This window comes from Porticoccus sp., from assembly GCA_023261185.1.
GTDB lineage: Bacteria > Pseudomonadota > Gammaproteobacteria > Pseudomonadales > Porticoccaceae > Porticoccus > Porticoccus litoralis.
Genome location: JALRJN010000097.1, coordinates 1 through 22,503, shown reverse-complemented (window position 1 = coordinate 22,503; position 22,503 = coordinate 1). Strand labels below are relative to the sequence as shown.

Genomic DNA, 22,503 nt, shown 5'->3' with positions numbered 1-22,503 from the left:
TTTCTCTTAGAGAAACCTCCGTCGATTTCTCGGGCTATTAGAGGCAGTTTGTCTCATGCAAAAGTCATAAAAATATCTGGCATAGACGAAGCTGTCTAAGACTTATGGGTAAATAATACTTATGGGTAAATAATGACACTGGTCACACTTAATCAGGGACAATTGCGCGGACTTGATCTTGGAACTGTAAGTGTATTTCATGCCGTGCCTTATGCTATGGCTATGCGTTTCCAGGCCCCCGATTTCGCACCACCGTGGGATGGTGTACTTGACGCAACACGCCCAGGCGCCATCTGTCCACAAGCTCCATCCCGAGTTGATTTCATTATGGGAGCTCCGAAAGTCAAACGGGAGATGTCAGAAGACTGCCAGCTTCTATCTGTCTTTACACCTGATTTGAAGGGGCGTCGGCCGGTCATGCTGTGGATTCATGGCGGTGCCTTTATCACCGGTGGCGGACAGGAACAATGGAACAACGCTGCACGACTGGCCCAAGAGGGTGATGTCGTAACTGTCACGATCAATTATCGCCTTGGTGCTTTTGGCTACTTATATGCCCCCGAACCTGGAACAGTTAACGCTGGCCTCCAGGATCAGCTTGCCGCACTGCGCTGGGTCCATGAACATATAGAGCATTTTGGTGGGGATCCCGAGAACATCACGATATTCGGTCAATCAGCGGGTGGATACTCCGTGGCCTCGATTCTTGCCACAGCAGACCGGGCACCAGTGCGACGCGCTATCATCCAAAGTGCACCGCTCTGTGAGGCTTACGATACGACGCGAGCAACAGATACTGCGCGAGAATTCATGGGTCTGTTAGGAAAGTCCCCGCTGAAAGCGAGTGTTGAGGAAATACTCAGGGCGCAAGGACAAGTTGCAAACGTTGCAATTCACTAGTGACGTTTTTTCTGAGCCTGCTCGAGCATACGCTGCCAGGCTGCGCAACAGTGATATTAGCGTGTCTCTTTATCAAAACGAGTGGCATCCCCAGGGTAGCCCTTACGGTACATGTCACTGCATTGAACTGCCCTTGTTGTTTGCCAGCTATCCCGTCTGGGAAGGTGCGCCGATGCTCGGTAAAGCCAATGAAGAAGAAATCGAACATGTAGGGCGACAGGCTCGGAACATATGGACAGAGTTTGCAAGATCGGGAAATCCACCGCAACCAACCGACTGGTTTAAGCGCCCTAAATTGCTGTAATCCCGAATAACTCTTGCAATAACAGCACCTAAAAGTGAATGATCTTTAATGCGAGTGCAATTTATTTGTAACTAGAGTAACAGCCTCCAGAACATCAAACCCAGTAAATCTGTTCAGCACTTTCAACTACTTTTTGGTTTTGGCGCATCCTGCACAACGGCGACCAACCAATCATTGAGCACGCTCGCAACATGAGCCCAATCGCGCTCTAGCATCAGAGCGTGACCCATATCTGGGAAGATAACGGGTTCAACACCATAGGTTTGAGCCGTCTCTCGAACTTGGTTGGCTGGAACCATGTGGTCCATCTCGGCACCAATGACCAGTTTCGGTGCTGGGTTCAATCGATTGGGTCTAATCAGGTTTAACAGCGTCATATCCAAGATAGCTCGTTGCGATTCGGTCTGCGAAAGTGCTGCATATCGCTCTAGATCAGATATGGCGACCGGCTGTGCCAGCAAAGCTTCTTTGAACCCATTAGCGTCTGCCGGAGCCCCCGTCATTAATTGAGCCAGGCTGCCCATCAAATCCGGTCGTGACCACGCCATCGAAATGGTGCTCGCCATCAAGCCACTTGGCGGCACGGAACACATGAGCACAGCTGCTGGAAAGGTCGATTGTTCTAAGCATTTCTGTACAACAAAACCCCCCATTGAGTGCCCAATGAGCACAGGCCGTTCACCAATCTCTTCAATAACCTGCATGACATCAGCGACGTAGTTATCAATACCCCACTGTCCAAGCGATTCATGACCCTCGCTACCGCCATGCCCTCGCAGAGAAACAGCGTGGACAGGCCAACCTCTCTCAGAAAACCAGTCAAGGAAATGCTCTGACCAGATCCATGCCGCACTGAAGGCTCCGTGAACGAAAAGGAGTGGCGTACAACGTTTGCCCTTGCTTGGATAACGACTAACGACTTCCAGTGAAAGCGGGTCAGACAATTTAATTACCTCAAGTGAAATTCGGGATGGTGCGATCACATGGATCATGCTTCGGTGTAGGAGCACGTCAGACCATTATAGTGCTCGATAAACGTTCAGGGGGTTAGAGTAAGCCTGCTCGGCTCAACAACTGATCTGCTTGCTATCTCATCTTGGTGCACCATGAATTGACCGCCTTGGCCACGAACCAAGGCGCGAGAGTTCGTTTCCTTTCAGCGCACCTGAATTGAAGGCCTCCAGCGATGGAGGCTTTTCTTTTGTCTCTCAGTCGACATCGGGTTTTAATATTTGGCACGTAATTTGCTGCATCTTTGATCAATTAGGGATTGTCCTAATGTTATAAAAGGGTGTGATAGCAAATGAAGTCTCTTAATTTTGTTGGTGGTGAAAAAGGTGGTGTTGGTAAGTCGGTAGTCTCGCGGGCACTGGCACAGTACTATATCGATCATCAAAAACCATTTACCGGCTTTGATACAGATCGATCCCATGCGTCATTCCGCCGTTTCTACGCGGATTACGCGTCACGAGTGATCGTTGATGCCTACGAAGGGCTTGATCTGATTGTCAGCGACTTTGAAGAGGCGACAGATAGAGCCGCCGGCAAGAATGTGATCGTGGATCTGGCAGCGCAGACCGCACAACCAATCGCGCGTTGGATCAAAGATTCCGATCTGTTGACGCTGCTTGACGAGATGAACGTTAAAGTCAATTTCTGGCACGTGGCAGATGGTGGCAAGGACTCGGCTGATTTACTGGGGCGTCTGATGGATACTTATGGCGATAGCACCCAATACATCGTTGTACGTAATCTGGGCAGAGGTGGCGACTTTTCACTATTGGACCACTCGTCAGAATTAAAGCGGGCGATCGATCTGGGAGCGCAAGTAATCACAATACCCGAGTTGCACGAAACCAGCATGCGTAAGATCGATGCGCAAAATGCTAGCTTTTGGGCAGCGATCAATAATCGTCAGGGTGCAGATGCGTTGGGGTTGCTTGAGCGCCAGCGAGTGAAGTCATGGCTCAAAAATATCTACACTGCTTTTGACTGCGCAGGTTTGTAATGGCAGGGCAGACTCAGCGTGACTGATGTTGCGTTGAGTCTTGGCCATTAATGGGTGCGAAGAGGTGGGGCACGAATACCAACGCAATTTCAAGGCGCATATTGAACGTTAACCCAGTACCGTATCAAGTGTCATCATGAGTGCAAAACCAAAGACAAGACCGATAGTTGCAACGCGCTGATTGCCATTGCGATGGGTTTCGGGAATGACTTCATTCGACACCACAAAGATCATCGCGCCTGCGGCCAAGCCTAGACCAATCGGGTAAGCGATTGCCAGGCCACTGGAGAGGGTGAGTCCGATGATAGAACCAAGGGGCTCAAGTAAGCCGGTGATAGAGGCAATACTGATGGATTTGATCGTGCTGTAGCCCACACTTCGTAGCGCCATCGCCACCGCTAGCCCTTCCGGAATGTCTTGCATCGCAATGGCCGAAGTCAGTGGAATACCGACTTGCAGATCCCCCTGGGCAAAGCTGACCCCGATAGCCATCCCTTCAGGTAGGTTGTGCAGCGCTATTGCGAGCACAAAGAGCCAGATCCGGTTGAGGCGACGGACTTCTGGGCCAAAGGTGCCGGTATGGGTGTGCTCATGCGGCGTAAATTCATCCATGCCCAGCATGAGCATAACGCCCAGTGCCATGCCAATCACGACTGTAACAGCGCCAAGCAGTGTGCTTCCAGTGATCGCATCGCCGGCTTTGAGTCCTGGCAGGATGAGAGAGAAAGAACTAGCCGCGAGCATCATGCCGGCTGCGAGACCCAGAAGGCCGTCTTCAATTTTTCTGGGCAGTCTTTTGAGAAAAAATCCTGGTATAGCGCCCGCAGTTGTCATGGCAAAGCCTGCGAAACCTCCCCAGAGCGCATAACGCATGGTCTCGCTATGGAGCCCCGTCAGAACATCGTAGAGACCCACTGCAAACAACCCCAGTATCGCAAAGCACGAAATAGCCAGCCCGACCGTGGCGTAGGGATGCTGAGCCATATGCTGACGTAACGACTGGGGAAAAAACAGGGGCAAATTCATTTAATGATGTCGGGCTACGGTTGATAGTTGGATGATAGAGTAATCTCACCTAGTATCTGCAATTAACATCATCAAAAATTCACGGAGGCAACGTGGATGCGTGAAAAAACTAAATCTAGCCGCAATTTTTTACTGGCATGCTTCATTGGGCTGCTTGTGGTTTTCTCGGATGGAGGTTTTGCGGAATCTCGAGTTTTTGGGGGCAATCTCAATCTTCAGAAATATGGTAGCGGTGAGTTAAGACGTTTTGGTTTCTTGGTGTATGAAGCCCAGCTCTGGGCGGGTACAAATCCGACCAAACCGCCTATTGCCCTGCAATTGACCTACAAGCGGGATATTGCCGGTGTCAAAATTGTAAATGCTAGCGTCGATCACATGCGGGACCTCGGGGCCAGCGAACAGCAACTGGCGCTCTGGGAGCCAGCCATGGCCAGAATATTTCCCGATGTCAAACCAGGTGATCAGATTGTTGGTATTTACATGCCGGGGGCAGCCAAATTTTTATATAACAACCGAGAAGTGGGTCAGATCAATGATGCTGAGTTTGCGCGCTTCTTCTTTGGAATCTGGCTCGATCCCAGAACGACAGAACCCAGGTTGCGCCTTCGGCTCCTTCAATCAGAGGCCAGCTAGTGGAACGTCGTGAGGTTCTGACATACGGCATTTTGGGCCTACCGCTGGCATTTGGTGCGCTGCCTATTTATCTTTTCGTTCCGGATCTTTATGCACGAAGTGGTTTACTCGGATTGTCGGCTATCGGTTTTGTACTTCTGTTGACGCGGCTGATCGATGGGATTGCTGACCCATGTTTTGGTTGGCTTATTGACCGGTACCCTAGAAAGCCGGTTCTCCTTGGTGCACTCATACCCTTCGGTGTTGGCTTTGTCGCTCTCTTTACGCCGGGCGCCATACCGGTGGACCCAATTGTCGCGCTGTTTGTGACCCTGGCGCTCTGCACTCTCGGGTTTTCCGGTGCAATGATTGCTTATCAGGCTTGGGGTAGTGATCTGGGGCAGGATACGGTTAGCCGGTTGCGTCTTACTGCAGCAAGAGAGGCCTTTATATTGGCTGGTGTGGTGATTGCTGCGGTGATTCCTACCTTGATATCGGATGATCCATTAATCGGGATGCAGCAACTGCCCTGGTTCATGCTGGCTTTCCTGTTCCTGGCTGTCATCATGCTGTGCCGCGTACCGTCCGGTATGCCACATATCGCGACGGGCGCTTTGCTCGATAGGCTCCGATTGACTTTGTCTGATCGACGCTATCGTCGCTTGCTGCTGGTCTTTTTTGCGAACGGGATTGCATCGGCATTCCCAGCCACCTTATTTGTCTTTTATGTCACCGATGTACTTCAGGCACCCTCGTATACCGGATTGTTGTTGGCGGTATATTTTCTTTCTGCGGCATTGGCGATGCCGTTCTGGGTTCACATAGTGCAGCGGCTCGGACGTCCACGAACATGGATTCTGGCCATGCTGCTCGCTATGGCCGCATTTTCATCGGCGGCAGCACTTGGGGAGGGGGACTGGCCACTATTTCTGGTCATTTGTGTCATTTCAGGTATCGCTGTCGGTACCGATCTCACCATACCTGCATCGATTGTCGCGGATCTCGGCGAGAGCAACGGATCTGCTGGTACCTACTTCGGGGTGTGGAATCTCGTCGCTAAAGTGAATCTGGCCCTTGCAGCCGGTATTGCATTGCCACTCTTGAGCTACCTTGGTTACACACCCGGCAGCACTGATCATACGGCGGTGCTGATCGGTACTTATGTTCTGTTACCGTTGGGGCTCAAGGCGATTGCCATCGTTTTGCTCTACTGCTGGCGAGAGGACCTATCCATCAACGTTGGGCATATCGCTAGGCGCGTATGATTCGCTGCAAACCTCTCATGATCGGACCAATGACCGGTAGCCGAGCATAGAGCTCTTCCGCGGCATCCCAATAGTCGCGATGCAGGGTGACCTGACCGGCGTCATCAAATTCGAGATGACTGACCCCTTCGAGTGACTGGACTGTTTTGCAGCCCATGGTTTTAAATCTGAAATGGAAGGTCCAGAAAAGAATTGCGTCACCTTCCCCAATGATCACCTTCTTGATACGAAATACCGGATCATGCACTTGGGTGAACATGTGCTTGAAGATGCGTTTGATCCCATCAATACTGTTGACATGATTGAACGGATCCCGAAAGCAGGCATCGTGACGGTAGTAAAGATCAAAACGTTCAACGTCATCGGGGCGCAGTTGTTCGTAAAAGGGGATTAGCGCATCAACCGCCGCGCGCGTCTTTTCAGTGCTCAGGCGTGTCATCATGCCTCCTTGTCAGATGTCGGCGTTTTTGTAAATGTTTCGAGACGTAGCGGTGGTACGAGTCGTTTCGTCAGACGCAGGTACCATCCGATTGGTAACAATTGAAGAAGTTTCATGAAAAAAGTAAACCGTTTCGGGAAGTGAATCTCAAATTTCCCAGTAGCAAATCCTTGAATAATTGCTGATGCCGCTTTATCAGGGGCCATCAATGCGGGCATCGCAAAGCTATTTTGGGCGGTAAGCCGGGTACGAACAAAGCCGGGATTAATAATCCAAGTGTTCAGTCCCATGCCGTTGAGATCAACCCAGAGGGATTCAGCAAAGCTATTAAGTCCTGCCTTGCCCGGTCCATAGGTTAGGGCACGCGGTAGTCCCCGGTAACCGGCCACACTGGCAACAAATGCAAAGCCACGGGGTCGATGTTCCGGATTCTTTTGAAGAAGTAGGGGGAGGATACTTGCAGTTGCGGCGATAGGGGCAATCAGATTAACGTCCAGCGCCTCCTTGGCGGTCATCGCTGACAATGAATCGATACGGGTTGCGGTATAAGTGCCGGCATTAAAAATGACCAGATCAATGCTACCCCACTGTTCCAAAACCTGATCCACTGCAGCAGTGAGGTCACCTTGGTTGCATACGTCGAAAGGCAGGGCCAGAATCTTGCGGTCTGCATGATGCTGTCTACAACGATTGGCAATCGCGTCCAGGGTGTCTTGACTACGTGCGGTCAACACAAGGTTTGCACCGAGATTTGCCAATTGATTAGCAAGTTCGGCACCAATCCCTGTTGAAGCACCGATGATCCAGACACGAAGCCCTTTCCATTCAGCTTGACGGAGGGGTTGGTTGAGGTGCTGGAACAGCATACATCACCCTATCGTTTGACAAAGGTGAGCGTCACCTCGCCGAGGTCGAAACCCCATTTCGACATGGTCGATCGGTTAAGCATGATCCGGTCGTCGATCAGAAACATCCAGTCGTCAAAATCAACGTGATAGACCTTATCGTCAACGGGTAGTTCGAGCACGTAGCGCCAGCGCAAGGCATTGCCAGAGCTTTCGCCGATGGCTTCACCAATGACATCTGCTGCAGTCCCACGATAGGTTCCTGTACCTGATTGCGTGATGGTCCAAATACGTTGCTGGGTGCTTCCATCGCTGTACGTAAACCGCTCGTCCAGCGTCCCTGTGTCGCCTTGCCAGCGGGCATCGATAATGACATGAAAACGTTTGACAACTTCACCGGATCGTTTCTGGAACATGCCGTATGCGTCAATGGTGCCATTAAAGTAATTCTTAAGATCCAGCACGGGCTTCTCTTGTGAATACTTGGCAACATCGGTGCTGCCACAGCCGCTCAGGCCGACAAGAGCGCATAGCGTTAGCAGGGATTTTTGCCACATCATTTTAGGCTTACGCACTTTGCAATCCTCATGCTTGTAAGGTGAATTGATGTACGTCAATCGATCCAGCCCGGAATCCCGCTTCACAATAGGCGAGGTAAAAACGCCAGAGCCGAATGAAGCGATCATCAAAACCCTGGGACTTGACCTCGAGTAAGCGTTCACAGAATGCCTCGTGCCAGAGACCGAGCGTACGGGCGTAGTGCAAACCAAATGCAAGATCATCAGTCACTTTAAGACCAGCACGCCCAGCCTGCTCACAAAAAACGGAGGGTGATGGCAACATCCCACCCGGAAATACATGGCGTTGAATGAAATCAGTGCCGCGTCGATACTGCCTGAAAAGGGTGTCATCAATCGTGATTACCTGGATCAGGGCTCGGCCTCCGGGTTTAAGCCGCTGTTTTAATGTGCGGAAATAGGTGGGCCACCAACGTTCACCAACCGCTTCGAACATTTCGACCGAGACAATATGATCGAACTGTCCCTGCATGTCACGATAATCGGTGAGTAGAAATTCTGTCTGGTTTTGCCAACCGCCGCGTTCGGCCCTTGTTTGTGCAAAATCTTGTTGGGCCGGAGATAAGGTCAGCCCTGTGACATGGGCTCCCCGTTGCGTTGCCTGCTCTGCAAATCCTCCCCAGCCACAGCCAATTTCAAGGATCGTGTCACCTGGTTTGACGTCCAGCGCATCGAGCATACGGTTGTTTTTAGCCAGCTGCGCATTCGGCAACGCCTCCCAGTCAGCCTGATCCGGGTGCTCATGGTCGCAAAACAAGGCGCTCGAGTACGTCATGGTTTCATCAAGCCAAAGCTTGTAAAAGCTGTTGCCGAGGTCGTAGTGGGCCATGATATTGCGTTTGCTGCCGCGCTTTGTGTTGGCACGTAGCCGATGCAGCACCCACGAGCTTAGCAATTGCCAGCGACGCCCATGGATTGCCTTAGATAGGGCATTGCGGTTGCAGGCAACCAAGGTCAACAAGCGGGTAATGGAGTCCGTTCCCCACAAACCCTCAATAAAAGCCTCAGCGGCACCGATGTCCCCTCGGGCAATCATCTCGCCAAATACAGACCAGTCGTGCACGATCATATCGACGACCGGTCCTTCGTTGCCAATCCCGCAATGATGGACCTGGCCATCAGGTAGCGTGATATGAATCTGGCCACTGTTTATACGATCCAGCATCTCCAGGATAATTCTTGCGTCAGACGGTAATTTGGCATTCCGGGTCGGTGTGGCATCTTCGAAAGGATTAACCCCTTGCACCGAATAGAGCCCAGGAGCGACAGGATCGTGTTGCATCACTTCGGTACGCGTGTTCATGAGGTTGTCTCCTTAAGCGGGGCGACAGGTTTGGAGAAAAAGGTGACTTTTTTGATCCAGAGACGTAATGCCTGCCAGTGAATCCTGGTGATGACACCGAAAGTCAGAAGTGGAAACCGGATCAGCGCGCGACGAAGCGCCGCAGCATCCAGTGCGACCGTGTTTCCTCTGACCCATGTCCGCAATCCATAATGACCATGTCCTGATTGAGCGTCATGTGTATCTGTGGCCATATAGTTGATCATGGCAATGGGAGACTGTGGTGTTCCACCAAAACGAAACTCATAGGCACCATTTAGTGGAAAGAATGGAGAGACATGAAACACTTTTTGTGCCTTAAGCACATCATGGGACTCAATCGGTCGATTATCGGCGTGCCTCACCAGATAGTTGTGCCGTTCGCCGAAGGTATTACTCACTTCACAGATGACCGCGCGCAGACGGCCGACACCGTCATGACAGAAATAAAAACTGACGGGATTGAACAGATAACCAAACACTCGGGGCATGGTCTGTAACATGATCTCGCCTCCGGCCGTAACCCCAGACATGCCATGCGCATCAAGTAATGAGTGCACCCAGCGCATCAAGTTGCTACCATCTCTGGGGCCATGGTCACGGTTCAGGATTTGGCAGATGCCACACCGGTTGATCGCGAGGCCTGCCACGTCAAGGGTTGAAAGCTGACTGAGGGGTAGTCGGAGGTAGAAAATCGGATAGTGAAAAACATTCCGGATTGGCCGTGTACGCGCGTGCATCACGTCACCAATGCATACTGCCGGAGTCAACCAGCTTTGAATCGGTTTGTTCATGGATTGACAGTTGCCGGCATGGGCATATTTAACGCGATCTGGTTGAGCTGGGGCTGTGGCCCCAGAATCCAGTCTGGAAGGGGGGCTAGTTGGGAAGCAGCCCTGACGGCCGAAGCAAATCCGTCTTCGTGAAAACCGTATCCCATCCAGGCACCTGCATAGAACGTTCGATTAAACCCGGAGAGTTTTTTCAGTGAATCCTGTGCAGCAATGGCTGGTCCATCGAAGACAGGATGCGCGTAATGAATCTGGCGGAAAGTTCGCGCGGGGTCAGGTTCGTGCCAGGGGTTCAGCGTCACCATCACCGGCGTATCGGTGGGGAGGGGTTGTAATTTGTTGAGCAGATAGGACACGCTGACAGGGCGTTGGCCGATTTGTTTTTCATGGCCGCCTGGTGATGCATAGTTCCAGGCAGCCCAGGTCTTCGGGTTGATGGGGAGCAGCGCTGTATCTGTGTGTAAAACGGCTCGGTTTGCTTGATATTGAATGGCCCCAAGAAAGGTTTTTTCATGAGGGGATGCCTCTTCCCCAAGAATCTTTAGTGCCTGGTCACTGTGGCATGCCATGATCATCTGGTCATACGCCTGATGACCCTCCGAGCTGCTAACGACAACACCTTCGGCTGATCGCTTGATTCCGGTGACAGGCGTCTCCAGTTTGATTTGGCCACCATGGCTCCGAATGCCATCAAGTAACATGCTCACATAGTTACGTGAGCCACCGGCTACCGTCATCCACTGCGGTCGGTTCATGATCTGCAAGAGGCCATGGTTATGACAGAAACGAACAAAAGTCTGAAACGGGTAGGCGAGCATTTGCTCTGTAGGACATGACCAGATTGCCGCCGCCATAGGCAGCAGGTAATCATGGCGAAATGCCTGCCCGTAGCCATGCTGATCCAGATAATCGCCAAGAGAAATTTCAGACAGAGATGGGTTCTCGAGATCACGTGTGGCGCCTTTGTTGAAGCGTAAGATATCGCGCAGCATCCCCCAGAATGCGGGCTTAAATAGATTGCGGCGTTGGGCAAAAACCGAATCCAGATTGGTGCCCGCCCATTCAAGCCCGGCTTGAGCCATCTTGACCGAGAATGACATATCGCTTTTAACGACAGGCACCTTCAGGTGTCCAAAAAGCCGACAGAGTAGGGGATAGGTCCGTTCATTGAAGACCAGAAACCCGGTATCGACGCCGAAGCGCTGACCGTCAAGCTGAACGTCAACAGTATGACTGTGACCGCCAGGGCGGTGATCTGCCTCATAAATAGTCACATCATGGTGGGGGCTCAGCAGGTAGGCGGCTCCGAGTCCGGAAATACCGCTGCCGATGATGGCAATTTTCTGGCGCATAGCGTTGGCTTTCAGACGTTACTACCCTCAATCAGGGCATAGGCGGAATGGTTGTGAATTGACTCGAAATTCTCCGAACTAACCGACCACTGGGTAATCCTTGATTCACCCTTGAGCCTGAGGGCAATATCACGCACAAGATCTTCAACAAACTTCGGGTTGTCATAGGCGCGTTCAGTAACCCATTTTTCATCGGGGCGTTTGAGGAGGCCAAATACCTCGCAGGATGCCTCCTCTTCCGCCATGCGTACCAGATCCTCAAGGTTGAGGGTGGCATTTTGCTGCAACGTGGCCTCAATCGTGATGTGTGACCGCTGGTTGTGGGCGCCGTAATCCGAGATCTCCTTGGAGCAGGGGCAAAGACTTGTTACTGGAACAACCACCTTGAGGATGACATCGGTCCGACTGCTTTGATCACTTTTCAGCGTAATCCCCGCATCGATATCGATCAGGCTGGTTACGCCAGAGACGGGTGCTTGTTTGCGGATGAAGTACGGGAAGACAAACTCAACGCACCCACTCCGGGCCTCCAGTCGGTGTCGCATCCTGTTAAAGAGTGCCTTCATGTCAATCAGAGACAGGGGCGCGTCCTGTGCCTCCATGATCTCGACAAAGCGCGACATATGGGTTCCTTTGACAGTCGGCGCTAAACCCACGGTCATTGTTACGGAGGCAACGGTGGCATGAGTCTCTCCGCTAGCATCAACCAGTCGTAACGGATAGCGCAAGCCTCGAACGCCGACTTGGTTTATCGCCATATCCCGGTGATCAGGGCTCCCTTGAATGTCAGGCAGCATCAGGTTGTGCAGGGGTTTGTCAGGTGCGTTCATGTGTTTGATCTCTCTGTATGGGGTTGGGATCTGGGTTGACAAGTTTATTTGGGTGTCTGCTTCAGCATGCGTTCAATCGCTTCCGTCATAACTTTGCTTTCCGGCGCAATCTGGCTCCCGAAACTAAGGACCTGGCTCCCGTCACGGTTGATCAGGTACTTGTGGAAATTCCAGCTTGGGGTATCCCCGGTTAACTTTCCCAGTTGCTTGAAAAGCGCATTGGCATCGCTGCCGCGCACACTGCTTTTGCCAAACATCGGAAATTTGATGCCGTAGGTATTGCGGCAGAAATCGGCAATCTTTTTGTTGCTGTCGGGCTCTTGCTGTCCAAAATCATTGGACGGGAAACCAAGAACGACGAAACCCTTTGCTTTGTATCTGTCGTAAAGGCGCTCCAGACCGTCGTATTGTCGAGTGAAACCGCAGTAGCTGGCGGTATTGACCACAAGAATCACCTGTCCCGAGTACTGGCAGAGCGGCTGGGGAGCGTCGTCCTGAAGCTTGGGGAAGGTGTGCTGAAGCAATGAAGGACAGCCTTGGCTTGATGGGGCGCCCGAGCTTGTTGAGGCCATGGTTGCTCCTTTGGCAGTAGGCATACCCAGAGCCAGGGTCGTTGTAAGTAGGGCACCTAGAACAACGGGTTTGAGCAGGCGGTGAAAAATTTTCATAATTGTCCAGGACAAAGTGTTCTGCGTTTGAAAATTATCCTTTAAAATTCTCTCTGTCAACACTTTGTCCAAGACAAATGAACTTTGAAGAACATGTGCTACCGATGCGAATCGCCGATGTCGAGCGCGATACCGGGATCAGCAAAGACACATTGCGCGTCTGGGAGCGGCGTTATCAGTTTCCTAAACCGCAAAGGGACAGTTTGGGAGAGCGACTGTATTCCCAGGATCAGGTTGAGCGCTTGCGGGTAATCAGGCGCTTGCTCGATCAAGGTATGCGCCCAAATCAAGTACTTGGCATGGATCTGTCCGAATTACACCTGCTTCTAGATGCGCATAGCAGCCAACCCACCGATACCAGCAGGCATGCTACTTGCTTAAGCCTGGTCAGGCTGCTTCGGACCCATTGCAGCCGCGAATTGCGCAGAAGTCTAAATAGCATTCTTATCAAGGACGGGCTTCAAGCCTTTATCACACAGACGATTGTGCCCATGAGTGGCATCATCGGAAATGACTGGATCCGTGGTGAATTAACGGTGCCAGAAGAGCATTTGTACACCGAGCAAGTGCAAAACGTGATCAGGCATGCCATTCACTCGCAAGAAACAGAGGATGTGCCTCCACGAATTCTGCTGACCACCTTTCCTGAGGAAGGGCATTGTCTTGGCATATTGATGGTGGAGGCCATGTGTGTATCTGAGGGTGCCTATTGCACATCGCTGGGAACAAGCGTTCCTCTCCCGGACATTGCCAAATATGCGATGGATGGTAAATACGATGTGGTTGCGCTTTCCTTCAGTGCTGCCTATCCGTCGCGGGATGTCATCAAAGATCTAAAACAGTTTCGGCACATTCTTCCCGAAGAAATATCGATCTGGGCGGGCGGTGCCGGACTCATTCAGAAGCGTATCCATTTGCCCAACCTAGCTGTGCTCACCGATATTGATGGCGTGCCTGGTCTGGTCAGGGATTGGCGACAACAATTTTTAGGAGGTCAACATGACTAAAACGGCATTAATCACCGGCGCAGCAGGCGGCCTCGGCAAATCTCTCGCGGAATACCTAACTGCGGAAGGATGGCAACTTGTTGTCACCAGCAGAGACGCAGAGCGATTGAAAGATGCCTTTGGTGATCAACATATTCAGGTCTGTGCAGATTGTGGGACAGCCGCAGGCGCAAAAAAAATTTTTGATACCGCAAATGAGCTCGGCGTCATCCCCCAAGCGTTTGCCCATTGTGTTGGTAACATTAGATTGGGCGCACTCCATCGGCTGAGTGAAAATGATTTCAAAGATTCAATCGACGCTAATCTGACCAGCGCATTTCATTCGCTAGCTGCTTTTGTTGGTAACCTGCGTCAGCATAATCAGCCCGGAAGTGCAGTCCTCGTGTCATCAGTTGCTGCGCAGATGGGCACGCCCAATCATGAGGCCGTTTCAGCCGCAAAAGCCGGGGTTGAGGGCTTGGCGCGCGGCACAGCGGCCACTTATGCCCCCTATGGTATTCGCGTCAACGTGGTTGCGCCTGGCATCATGAACTCACCCGCCACCGAGAAAATTCTGGCAACTGAAACACTGCGAACTGCCGCAGCACGACAGTACCCGCTTCCCGGCATTGGCAGCACAGCTGAGCTGGCGGAGCTGATGGGCTGGCTGATGTCTCACAGAAGCGGACGGGTCACCGCTCAAGTCTGGTCGGTGGATGGCGGCTTTACCGGCATTCGCCCACTCGTGAAATAGGTGAGATCATGCGTCTGTTACCGATCACTTCAGGAGAGACGCTTTGGAACACTTGGCATTTATCGAGCTGATGGGTGAGTGGGGTGACGTGCTGGGCGTTGCTGTGATCGTGGCAGGTGTTCTTTGGGGCTTGGTTCGTTTTCCGCGCGATCTATCACGCCAGGATGGTTCGTACGCCTACAAAAGGGTTCGTAATCAGATCACCCGAACATTGCTGTTAGGGCTGGAAATCCTGGTCGCGGCCGACATCATTCGCACCGTTGCGGTGAGCCCCACATTAATGAGTGTCGCGGTGCTGGCCGCAATCGTCGCCATCCGAACATTTCTTAGCTGGTCCCTGATCCTGGAGATGGAAGGGCGCTGGCCCTGGCAAGCCGCTGCCGCAGAGGTCTCTGAGCCTGAACGTTGAAGGCGATCTGCGTTGTTTTACGGAAACTACCTACGGTAGGAGTGTGTTTCACCGATACTAAAAAGCCGGAATGCATCGCTAGAAACACCGGCAGCCATTCGCGCGCGTTCAAAGGCTTCGGGTGGTTCATCCAGCGATTCATCGCTTAAACCATCGAATGTTCCCCAGTGGATTCCGAATGCATGCGTGGCGCGGATGGTTTTAAACACCTGAATCGCTTCCGGGGGATCCACGTGTGCGCGTTTCATAAACCAGCGTGGATCGTAGACCCCAATCGGAATCGCTGCCAGATCAAACCCGCCGTGATGCTTTGCCAGATCATCAATATCTTTTGAATAAGCCAGATCACCAGCAAACCAGAAGCGGAAAGCCGGATGTTCAATTGCCCAGCTGCCCCATAAGGTCTTGTTCCGATCAAAAGGGGAGCGGGCTGACCAATGCTGAACCGCTAAAAACCGAAACGTGAAAGGCCCTTTGTTGCCGTTGAACAGGTATGTCGTGTCCCAATCCATTGAGATCACATTGGGATCCGGTGCATCGACTCGAGAGCCTGCAACATGTTCTGCAAACCATTCATCAACACCCAGGGGCACAAAAAATAGAGGGGTGCCGCCTGGCTGTTGCATCAGACGTCGGACCGTTTCCAGATCCAGATGATCGTAGTGATTGTGGGAGATAAAAACGGCATCGATATGCGGTAACGCCGCCAAGGGAACTCCTGGCGGCTGAGCACGTTTGGGGCCGAATGGTGGCACCGGCGATGCATATTCAGCATAGACCGGATCAAACAGAAAGTTTTTACCATCAATCTGGTAAAGCACGCTGGAGTGGCCGATCCAGGTAACTTGTGCATCACCGCCGGGTTTAGCCAGTTTTTCCGGGTTAAAGGGCATCTGAGGGGTGGGCTTGAGCGGTGGCTTGGGCAATCCACCGGTAATGCGCTCCCATTGCCAACTCAGGAAGTTCTGGCTTTTAGATAAGTCAGCGTACCGGTTTTTGAACCGGCCATCGGTATCCTTTTCGGCACCGGCAAACACCAAGCCTGCAGTAATGCCACCGCAGATGATGAGCAGTACACGCGTGTATGTTTTAAGGTGCCGCACGTTCGGTGTCTTAACGATAAAACGATGGGGTGACTACCGTGTTTCGTTACTTTGTGCGCGTTCCTGCATGAAGGCAATCTGCGTTTGCATCCACGCTTCGATGTGCGCATTCAAAGCCTGAGGCTTCAAGCCGCTAGGTATGGGTTTCCCAATAATCACCGTGACGATGCCTGGCCCTTTGACCGAGGCGCCCTTGGGCCACACGGCACCCGCATTGTGTGCAACCGGTAACACGGGTGCCTCCGTTTTACTGGCTAGATACGCGCCGCCGATTTGGAAGGGCAGCAACGTATGGGCATCAGCTCGGGTTCCTTCCGGAAAGATAACGACCGAAATACCCGAGGCCAGGCGATCAACGCCCTGGTCGGTCACTTTCTTCAGGGCTTTTTTGGAGGTATCGCGGTCAATCGCAATCATTTTGACGGCAGATAAACCCCAGCCGAAAAACGGTATCTTCAATAATTCCTGTTTTAGGACGAAAACGCAGGGGTAGAACAACTGTTGTAGTCCTACGGTTTCCCAAGCGGACTGATGGTTAGAGATAACGATGCACGCTTCCTGCGGGATATTTTCGGCACCGATGATCTCAACGCGTATACCTAGGATGTGACGCTCAAAAAACGTAAAAGTCTGGCGCCAGCACCTCACCAGCCAGAAACGGGTTTTAAGGGGCAGCGCAAAACCGATGAGACCCAGAATGATACCGAATGGCACGGTAATCAATGCAACGGCGAAATCGAATAACAAGTTGCGGATTTTGGTGATGCATTTTGAGTTCATTTTCACACTGTACTACGTTTAATGGCCTTGAAAAAACCGGGGATAGGGTGTGCTTTTGAAAAAAATAATGGGATTTTTTTGTCCAAGACAAGGAACTGGTGGCAAAATGGCTGTCAATTACATTTTCATAATGTGTTTGTCGCAGACAAAATGAACAAACCAGAATTTCCAAGTACGCTCCGCATGACAGAAGGCCTGCGCATCGCCGAGGTAGAGCGTGACACAGGCATCGGTAAGGATACCCTGCGTGTTTGGGAGCGACGTTATGGTTTTCCAAACCCGGAGCGGGACGATGCGGGTGAGCGTATTTATCCGATGGAACAGATCGAGCGATTGCGCATCATTCGCCGTTTGATGGATCAGGGGCTGCGCCCAGGAAAGATCATTACACAGGATCTTTCGGCGTTGCTCCAGCTGTTGGACACCCAGACCAGTCAGACGGTCGACCCAGAACGCTACATGCAGTGCAACGGCATGCTTAAATTGTTACGTATGCACCGTGGGCATGAGCTACGTCATAGCCTCAACCGCATTCTGGTCAAAGAGGGTTTGCAGCGTTTTATCACGCACACGGTGCTCCCTATGAACGATGTGGTTGGGGATTCCTGGCTGCGGGGAGAATTGAGCGTGCCGGAGGAGCATCTCTACACCGAGCAGATCCAGAATGTGATTCGGCATGCCATCCAGCTGCAGCCAGCCATGACTCAGCCGCCGCGCATTCTCCTGACAACGTTTCCCAATGAGGAACATGGTCTTGGTCTGCTCATGGTAGAAGCGATGTGCACTGCAGAAGGTGCGCAGTGCACGTCCTTGGGGACACGCTTGCCGTTATCGGATATTGCGAGCTATGCCAGTAACGGGGGGTTCGATGTGGTGGCCGTATCGTTCAGTGCGGCTTACCCGGGGCGCGATGCGCTCAAGGATTTGGCACAGTTCCGTGATCTGCTGGCGCCAGAAATCGTGATTTGGGCAGGGGGGAGTGCCTTGCTATCCAGAAAAGCAGAGATCACGGGCGTGCGCATCATCACTGAAATCGATGCGGTGCCTAGACTGGTTGCCCAGTGGCGACATACGCACGAGCTGGGCGCCTAGATCAATCCGTCTGGTAACTGGTGATGACCTCACCCGTCATTTGGTTTAGCGCACGTACCCAATAGTTAGGGTAAGCAGTCCGAACAAGCCTGACATAATCGCGAACGACTTCAGGGCTCTTTTCAAGCTCTTCAAAAAAAATCCATTGTTCGCTGGCATTGTTTCTGACCTCGATTTTGAAACTCAATCCCATAGAGTCTCCTTGGTTGAAAAGGCGATATTCAGGCGAGCGCTATCGTCTTGGCTGACACAGAATCAAGAGCACGAACGAGATATTCAGGATAGACCTGCTTGATCTTCTGAACACGGCGAATGATCTCTGTAATGCTGGCTTCCAGCAATTCGATGAGCACCCATTCGTGACTTGTGGGGCTTTGAACTTCAATTTTGTAGGTCACGTCTTCTCCACGCCCATTCTTTGGGTCTGGAGGGATTGTACCCAGATTTGTCCTGGGCATAAACGCTTCTGAATCAGTAAATTTTGATCTAGATCAGTTTTTTGTTCAGTTAAACGAGGACAAACTGCATGGAAACCAAAAACGCAGAGTCATCAATCTCTTGGTTGGTTGGTTGTAACCCGAACGAGTCCACGGCTTCTAGCGCTATCCGGATCCGTGGTATTCATGGCTTTTAGTAAGTCGGCAAGGCTGACCCAGAAGGGGGGGTATTTGAATTTGGCCACATCGATGATCAATACCGAATCTGAACTACTGTCATAGGCGGCAAGTGGTGAAAAGTGTCCACGGCCCAGTTGATCCAGCACTTGTCTGTCAAAGTTAATCACCAGACGTGTATTCGGATCTGACAGCGCTGTCGTGACCAAGTTGCGTAGGCTCGATTCAGAGAGTTGGTCACCATAAAAGACATCGACATGAACGCCAAAGCTGCGCATCATGTCGCCACTTTGTTGTAGGGTCAGTCCAGACTTCAGGGTTGCCTCGCGGCTTTTAATAGCAAGCGTTCGCGGGTTGAAAAAAGTGTCCTGCGTGAAATAAGGAAAGGGTTTGAGCTGGGGGGATATGGGCCTTGTTTCACGCGGTAGGCTGTTGAGGACCGCGGCCATGCTCGCAGGTCCGCAAAATGCAAGGTTTTCCTGAGTATCGACAAACGGTTGAACGGCAAAATATTGGCTGTTGTAATCAGCGTGGAGCAGCCGTTGTGAACCGCCGGCTGAGTTCAGATACAGAAGTTCAGTAGCCTGAGCCAGTGCGGCGAAACTGAGGCCAAGCAGGATGATCAAAAGACGTCGCATGGATGTTTTGTTCAAAGGGTTTGTTCTGATTGTAAGAGATTGTGCTTTATTTGATATACATCAAAGCAGGAGTGTTCAATGGTCGGTTCGGGTAGGTGACAATGTCGGGTTTACAAACTAAACCAACCAATTTGAAACGTCATTATCGCCGCTGCAGGTTACTGCTGGTTGGCCTCTGCCTATTACCGTTTTCAGTTCAGGCCACCGATATTCGCCTCGGCATCTTGGCCTGGCAGGGTGAGTCAGCCTCTGCTGTCCAATGGGCCCCCTTTGTTGCGGCGTTGCAGCAGAAGTTGCCCGGCCAGCCTATCGAACCCCATTACTACGACCTGCAAGGGATGGCACAGGCCATACAAGCGGGGGAGGTGGATTTTGTCATCACGAACCCCGGCCACTATGTGGCCCTGGAGTATGACCTAGGGATTAGCCGTATTGCAACACAAGTACCGGAACGTTCTCGAGACGCCATGCATACCGTGGGATCGGCAGTGATCGTCCGAGCCGATCGTGCCGATCTGGCCACGCTAACGGATCTCAAGAAGAAACGATTGGCCGCTGTTTCACCGGATGCCTTTGGGGGTTATCAGGTGATCTGGGCTGAGCTCAAAGGCATGGGGTTGGATCCAGAGGCCGGGGACCTGACGCCGGTATTTACGGGCTTTCCGATGACGCAGGTCATTGATGACGTTCGACAGGGGAAGGCTGATGCAGGCGTGATCCGAAACTGCCTCCTGGAGCAGCAAATCAGTGCCGGGTTCGTGAAGGCCGGTGAATTCCGGGTGCTGTCACCGCACAAATCAGAATTACCCTGTGCTACCTCATCGCGCAATTATCCCGGCTGGGCCTTTGCCGCCACTGCGGATACGCCGGGGCCGTTGTCGCGTAGCGTACTGATCGCGTTACTCTCGTTGCCACCGGGAGATGGCGGCCAACAGTGGGGGGTGCCTGCCGACTACCATCCGGTGCACGACATGCTGCGTGAACTCAAGATACCCCCCTACGATTTTTTGCGGCAGCATAGTTTCGAGTCTTATGTTCGGGAGTATTGGCCAGTTGCCGCCGGCCTGTCGATCCTGCTTGTGTTCTGGTTGCTCTACACTGTCCGGGTAGAAGTGATGGTCCAGCGCCGGACCCGGGAACTGTCTGCCGCACTGCTACAGCGTGATGAGCTGGAAGAAAACGTCAACGCGCAACGTCAGCAGATGGAGCACCTCTCACGCTTGTCCATTCTGGGCGAACTGTCCGGCACCTTGGCGCACGAACTCAATCAGCCACTCGCCACCATTACCAACTATGCCCGGAGCCTGACGCGTCGTTTGGCCCGGGGTAATTTATCAGCGGATGCCACCGCGCAAGCTGCGGATGAAATCGCCACCGAGTCCGAACGGGCGGCTGGCATATTGAATGGCATCCGGGCCTTTGCCCGTAAGCGCATTCGCACACGGGAACGCTGTGATGTTCTGCAGCTGGTTCAGGAGGCGGTCAGGCTATTTCGCGGGATGGCTGCCAAGGCACCCGAGATTTTGATTGAAGATCATCTTAGCCCTGATACCCGATGGATTGATGCTGATCCGCTTCAGATCCAGCAAGTGTTACTCAACCTTCTGAAAAACGCTATGGATGCTCAAAAAACTACGGGTGTCCAGCAAGCCATCGAAATCACACTCTTGCCCGCAGGGACGGGTTGGGCACAGGTGGTGGTGCGTGATCATGGCAGTGGGTTGAGCGACGAGGGTTTGCAGCAGCTTTTTGAGCCATTCTTTACCACCAAGGAAGATGGTATGGGCCTGGGGCTTTCCATTTGTAAAACCATCATCGAATCGCATGGTGGTGCACTCACGGCCCGCCTGCCTGATGATGGGCCTGGGCTGAAATTGATTTTTACGCTGGCGCTGAGCCGTCAGCGACCGAAGACAGTGAAGGAAGCCGACTAATGCCGACCCCGATGATTCATGTCATTGATGATGAAGCGCCGTTTCGACGATCACTTTTGTTCCTGCTGGAGTCGGCAGGTTGGGCAGCTACAGGCCATGAGTCGGCGGAGGCTTTTCTGGAAGCGGCACCAGAATTTCCTGCCATGGGTGGTTGCCTGGTGCTGGATATCCGTATGCCCCGCGTCAGTGGGCTTGAACTGCAACGTCGGCTCAATGCCGCAGGGAGTGCCTTTCCGATCATCTTCATGACCGGCCACGGCGAGGTGGAACTTGCCGTTCAGGCGATGAAAGAGGGTGCGGTCGATTTTCTGCAAAAGCCCTTCAAGGATCAGCAGTTTCTCGATACGGTCGAGCGTGCCGTCAGCATTAGCGTGGCACGGCAGACTGCCCATCAGCGCTGCCAGGAAGCGCGACAGATTCTGGCCAAACTATCCCCACGGGAAACCGAGGTCGCTCGGCATCTGGCACAAGGGCTGTCAAACAAGGAAATCGGCCGCGAGCTGAATATCAGCGACAACACCGTCCACGTGCATCGCCAGCACGTCATGGAAAAAACCGGGGTCAGCAGTGCGGCCGAGCTGGCACGCCTGATTCTGCGTGCCGACCCGGCCGGTTTGGACGATTAAAACCGCTTAATTGCTAGCGGGGGCTGCCTGCTTTTCTGCCTCGCGTTGTTTGGCAGCAGCACGTGCGGCGGCAACGGCCCGGGCTTTATCGGCCAGCGGTGGGAATGGACCATATTTGTGCTGATCGGCGGAGGCACCGTCGACATAGGGTGGGAAGGCAGAGTCGATCGGCTTGTTCCAGCGGGCGGGGAAGTCCTTGTCCAGGTTAGCCTTGTGCGGGCGTGGCTTGGAGACGATATAACCCGCAACATCAAACGCCTGATCATCGGTCAACGTCGGATTTTTATGGTTCGTTCCCATCGGCATGTTGTGCTTGATAAAGCGCATCGCCATGATCAGACGGTTCATGCCGGCACCATCGTTGAACGAATCCGGTCCCCAGACGGGTGGGAAGATATAGCCTTGGGCATCACCCTTCTTGCCAACTCGCTTACCCAGGCCATCATCGCCGTGGCAGCTGGCGCATTGTTCGTTGTAGATCTTCTCACCGGCGGCCAGGTCAGCGCGACGGTTGGGCGGCTTCGACGGGAAGGTGGCACTCCCTTCCACTTTGGCGCCGACAGGAATGCCGGTTGATAGGAAGTGGATATAGGTCACATAAGCCTTCATCTCTTTGGAATCCAGCGGC

The 22,503-nt window shown here is 52.6% G+C and carries 27 protein-coding genes; 11 read left to right on the top strand and 16 right to left on the bottom strand.

Translation table 11 applies throughout. From position 1 onward, the window contains the following. Positions 1 to 132: 132 nt before the first annotated feature. Both ACYZYZ_RS09375 and ACYZYZ_RS09370 read left to right on the top strand, forming a co-directional pair. On the top strand, positions 133 to 900 hold the full coding sequence (locus tag ACYZYZ_RS09375; RefSeq protein WP_461484083.1) for a carboxylesterase family protein: 768 nt from the start codon (positions 133 to 135) through the stop codon (positions 898 to 900). A gap of 61 nt (positions 901 to 961) precedes the next feature. Then, positions 962 to 1,204: a hypothetical protein gene (locus tag ACYZYZ_RS09370; RefSeq protein WP_461484082.1), complete on the top strand. Its 243-nt coding sequence runs from the start codon at positions 962 to 964 to the stop codon at positions 1,202 to 1,204. Positions 1,205 to 1,326: 122 nt separating this feature from the next. Here ACYZYZ_RS09370 and ACYZYZ_RS09365 read toward each other — a convergent pair whose 3' ends face one another. Further along, positions 1,327 to 2,196 (bottom strand): alpha/beta hydrolase, encoded by an 870-nt coding sequence (locus ACYZYZ_RS09365; protein ID WP_461484081.1) that lies wholly within the window; start codon positions 2,194 to 2,196, stop codon positions 1,327 to 1,329. Between the two features lie 311 nt (positions 2,197 to 2,507). Here ACYZYZ_RS09365 and ACYZYZ_RS09360 point away from each other — a divergent pair, with 311 nt between their 5' ends. Then, on the top strand, positions 2,508 to 3,212 hold the full coding sequence (locus ACYZYZ_RS09360) for a P-loop NTPase family protein (RefSeq protein ID WP_461484080.1): 705 nt from the start codon (positions 2,508 to 2,510) through the stop codon (positions 3,210 to 3,212). A 108-nt stretch (positions 3,213 to 3,320) separates the two neighbouring features. Here ACYZYZ_RS09360 and ACYZYZ_RS09355 read toward each other — a convergent pair whose 3' ends face one another. After that, positions 3,321 to 4,238, bottom strand: coding sequence for a ZIP family metal transporter (locus tag ACYZYZ_RS09355; RefSeq protein WP_461484079.1), 918 nt, complete (start codon positions 4,236 to 4,238; stop codon positions 3,321 to 3,323). 96 nt (positions 4,239 to 4,334) lie between these two features. Here ACYZYZ_RS09355 and ACYZYZ_RS09350 point away from each other — a divergent pair, with 96 nt between their 5' ends. Both ACYZYZ_RS09350 and ACYZYZ_RS09345 read left to right on the top strand, forming a co-directional pair. Then, a complete protein-coding gene (locus ACYZYZ_RS09350; RefSeq protein ID WP_461484078.1) occupies positions 4,335 to 4,871 on the top strand; it encodes a chalcone isomerase family protein in 537 nt (178 codons plus the stop codon). Next, on the top strand, positions 4,871 to 6,115 hold the full coding sequence (locus ACYZYZ_RS09345; protein ID WP_461484077.1) for an MFS transporter: 1,245 nt from the start codon (positions 4,871 to 4,873) through the stop codon (positions 6,113 to 6,115). The genes ACYZYZ_RS09350 and ACYZYZ_RS09345 overlap by 1 nt, the downstream gene beginning before the upstream one ends. Here ACYZYZ_RS09345 and ACYZYZ_RS09340 read toward each other — a convergent pair. Genes ACYZYZ_RS09340 through ACYZYZ_RS09305 form a run of 8 tightly spaced genes read right to left on the bottom strand, consistent with a single transcriptional unit; the run spans position 6,102 to position 13,002 of the window. Further along, positions 6,102 to 6,554, bottom strand: a complete 453-nt coding sequence (locus tag ACYZYZ_RS09340; protein WP_461484076.1) for a nuclear transport factor 2 family protein — start codon at positions 6,552 to 6,554, stop codon at positions 6,102 to 6,104. The genes ACYZYZ_RS09345 and ACYZYZ_RS09340 overlap by 14 nt on opposite strands. Then, entirely contained in the window at positions 6,554 to 7,420 is an 867-nt protein-coding gene (locus ACYZYZ_RS09335; protein WP_461484075.1) for an SDR family NAD(P)-dependent oxidoreductase, read from the bottom strand. The genes ACYZYZ_RS09340 and ACYZYZ_RS09335 overlap by 1 nt, the downstream gene beginning before the upstream one ends. An 8-nt stretch (positions 7,421 to 7,428) precedes the next feature. Then, entirely contained in the window at positions 7,429 to 7,974 is a 546-nt protein-coding gene (locus ACYZYZ_RS09330) for a DUF3833 domain-containing protein (protein ID WP_461484074.1), read from the bottom strand. 10 nt (positions 7,975 to 7,984) lie between these two features. After that, on the bottom strand, positions 7,985 to 9,280 hold the full coding sequence (locus ACYZYZ_RS09325; RefSeq protein ID WP_461484073.1) for a class I SAM-dependent methyltransferase: 1,296 nt from the start codon (positions 9,278 to 9,280) through the stop codon (positions 7,985 to 7,987). After that, the gene (locus ACYZYZ_RS09320; protein WP_461484072.1) at positions 9,277 to 10,092 is read right to left on the bottom strand and encodes a DUF1365 domain-containing protein; all 816 of its coding nucleotides are present in this window, start codon (positions 10,090 to 10,092) and stop codon (positions 9,277 to 9,279) included. Before ACYZYZ_RS09320 ends, ACYZYZ_RS09325 begins: the two co-directional genes overlap by 4 nt. Beyond that, entirely contained in the window at positions 10,089 to 11,441 is a 1,353-nt protein-coding gene (locus ACYZYZ_RS09315; RefSeq protein ID WP_461484071.1) for an NAD(P)/FAD-dependent oxidoreductase, read from the bottom strand. Before ACYZYZ_RS09315 ends, ACYZYZ_RS09320 begins: the two co-directional genes overlap by 4 nt. A gap of 11 nt (positions 11,442 to 11,452) precedes the next feature. Then, positions 11,453 to 12,271 carry a GTP cyclohydrolase FolE2 gene (gene folE2, locus ACYZYZ_RS09310; RefSeq protein ID WP_461484070.1) on the bottom strand — a complete coding sequence of 273 codons (819 nt, stop codon included), beginning with the start codon at positions 12,269 to 12,271 and terminating at the stop codon, positions 11,453 to 11,455. A 44-nt stretch (positions 12,272 to 12,315) separates the two neighbouring features. After that, complete coding sequence (locus tag ACYZYZ_RS09305) at positions 12,316 to 13,002, bottom strand: glutathione peroxidase (RefSeq protein WP_461484085.1); 687 nt, start codon at positions 13,000 to 13,002, stop codon at positions 12,316 to 12,318. Between the two features lie 14 nt (positions 13,003 to 13,016). Between ACYZYZ_RS09305 and ACYZYZ_RS09300 the strand changes: the two genes are divergently transcribed. From ACYZYZ_RS09300 to ACYZYZ_RS09290, 3 genes are read left to right on the top strand one after another with little or no spacing between them, the layout of a single operon-like run. After that, positions 13,017 to 13,946, top strand: coding sequence for a MerR family transcriptional regulator (locus tag ACYZYZ_RS09300; protein ID WP_461484069.1), 930 nt, complete (start codon positions 13,017 to 13,019; stop codon positions 13,944 to 13,946). Further along, a complete protein-coding gene (locus ACYZYZ_RS09295) occupies positions 13,939 to 14,679 on the top strand; it encodes an SDR family NAD(P)-dependent oxidoreductase (protein WP_461484068.1) in 741 nt (246 codons plus the stop codon). The genes ACYZYZ_RS09300 and ACYZYZ_RS09295 overlap by 8 nt, the downstream gene beginning before the upstream one ends. Before the next feature lie 43 nt (positions 14,680 to 14,722). Continuing rightward, entirely contained in the window at positions 14,723 to 15,088 is a 366-nt protein-coding gene (locus ACYZYZ_RS09290) for a DUF1622 domain-containing protein (RefSeq protein ID WP_461484067.1), read from the top strand. A gap of 26 nt (positions 15,089 to 15,114) precedes the next feature. Here the strand turns inward: ACYZYZ_RS09290 and ACYZYZ_RS09285 are convergent, their stop codons facing one another. Both ACYZYZ_RS09285 and ACYZYZ_RS09280 read right to left on the bottom strand, forming a co-directional pair. Beyond that, a complete protein-coding gene (locus ACYZYZ_RS09285; RefSeq protein ID WP_461484066.1) occupies positions 15,115 to 16,191 on the bottom strand; it encodes an MBL fold metallo-hydrolase in 1,077 nt (358 codons plus the stop codon). Positions 16,192 to 16,224: 33 nt separating this feature from the next. Next, positions 16,225 to 16,971 (bottom strand): lysophospholipid acyltransferase family protein, encoded by a 747-nt coding sequence (locus ACYZYZ_RS09280; protein ID WP_461484084.1) that lies wholly within the window; start codon positions 16,969 to 16,971, stop codon positions 16,225 to 16,227. A gap of 183 nt (positions 16,972 to 17,154) precedes the next feature. Between ACYZYZ_RS09280 and ACYZYZ_RS09275 the strand changes: the two genes are divergently transcribed. Continuing rightward, positions 17,155 to 18,063, top strand: a complete 909-nt coding sequence (locus ACYZYZ_RS09275) for a MerR family transcriptional regulator (protein WP_461484065.1) — start codon at positions 17,155 to 17,157, stop codon at positions 18,061 to 18,063. Position 18,064: 1 nt separating this feature from the next. On the opposite strand, the gene ACYZYZ_RS09270 is transcribed toward ACYZYZ_RS09275, so the two are convergent. The 3 genes from ACYZYZ_RS09270 to ACYZYZ_RS09260 all read right to left on the bottom strand — a co-directional run bounded on the left by ACYZYZ_RS09270 (position 18,065) and on the right by ACYZYZ_RS09260 (position 19,330). Then, the gene (locus tag ACYZYZ_RS09270) at positions 18,065 to 18,256 is read right to left on the bottom strand and encodes a hypothetical protein (RefSeq protein WP_461484064.1); all 192 of its coding nucleotides are present in this window, start codon (positions 18,254 to 18,256) and stop codon (positions 18,065 to 18,067) included. Between the two features lie 28 nt (positions 18,257 to 18,284). After that, positions 18,285 to 18,461: a hypothetical protein gene (locus ACYZYZ_RS09265; RefSeq protein ID WP_461484063.1), complete on the bottom strand. Its 177-nt coding sequence runs from the start codon at positions 18,459 to 18,461 to the stop codon at positions 18,285 to 18,287. 152 nt (positions 18,462 to 18,613) lie between these two features. Then, positions 18,614 to 19,330, bottom strand: a complete 717-nt coding sequence (locus tag ACYZYZ_RS09260; protein WP_461484062.1) for a phytochelatin synthase family protein — start codon at positions 19,328 to 19,330, stop codon at positions 18,614 to 18,616. 86 nt (positions 19,331 to 19,416) lie between these two features. Between ACYZYZ_RS09260 and ACYZYZ_RS09255 the strand changes: the two genes are divergently transcribed. Both ACYZYZ_RS09255 and ACYZYZ_RS09250 read left to right on the top strand, forming a co-directional pair. Next, positions 19,417 to 21,249, top strand: coding sequence for a sensor histidine kinase (locus tag ACYZYZ_RS09255; protein WP_461484061.1), 1,833 nt, complete (start codon positions 19,417 to 19,419; stop codon positions 21,247 to 21,249). Next, entirely contained in the window at positions 21,249 to 21,875 is a 627-nt protein-coding gene (locus ACYZYZ_RS09250) for a response regulator transcription factor (protein ID WP_461484060.1), read from the top strand. Before ACYZYZ_RS09255 ends, ACYZYZ_RS09250 begins: the two co-directional genes overlap by 1 nt. Before the next feature lie 6 nt (positions 21,876 to 21,881). Here ACYZYZ_RS09250 and ACYZYZ_RS09245 read toward each other — a convergent pair. After that, positions 21,882 to 22,503 (bottom strand): c-type cytochrome (locus ACYZYZ_RS09245; protein ID WP_461484059.1); only part of this gene is annotated, 622 nt, incomplete at its 5' end.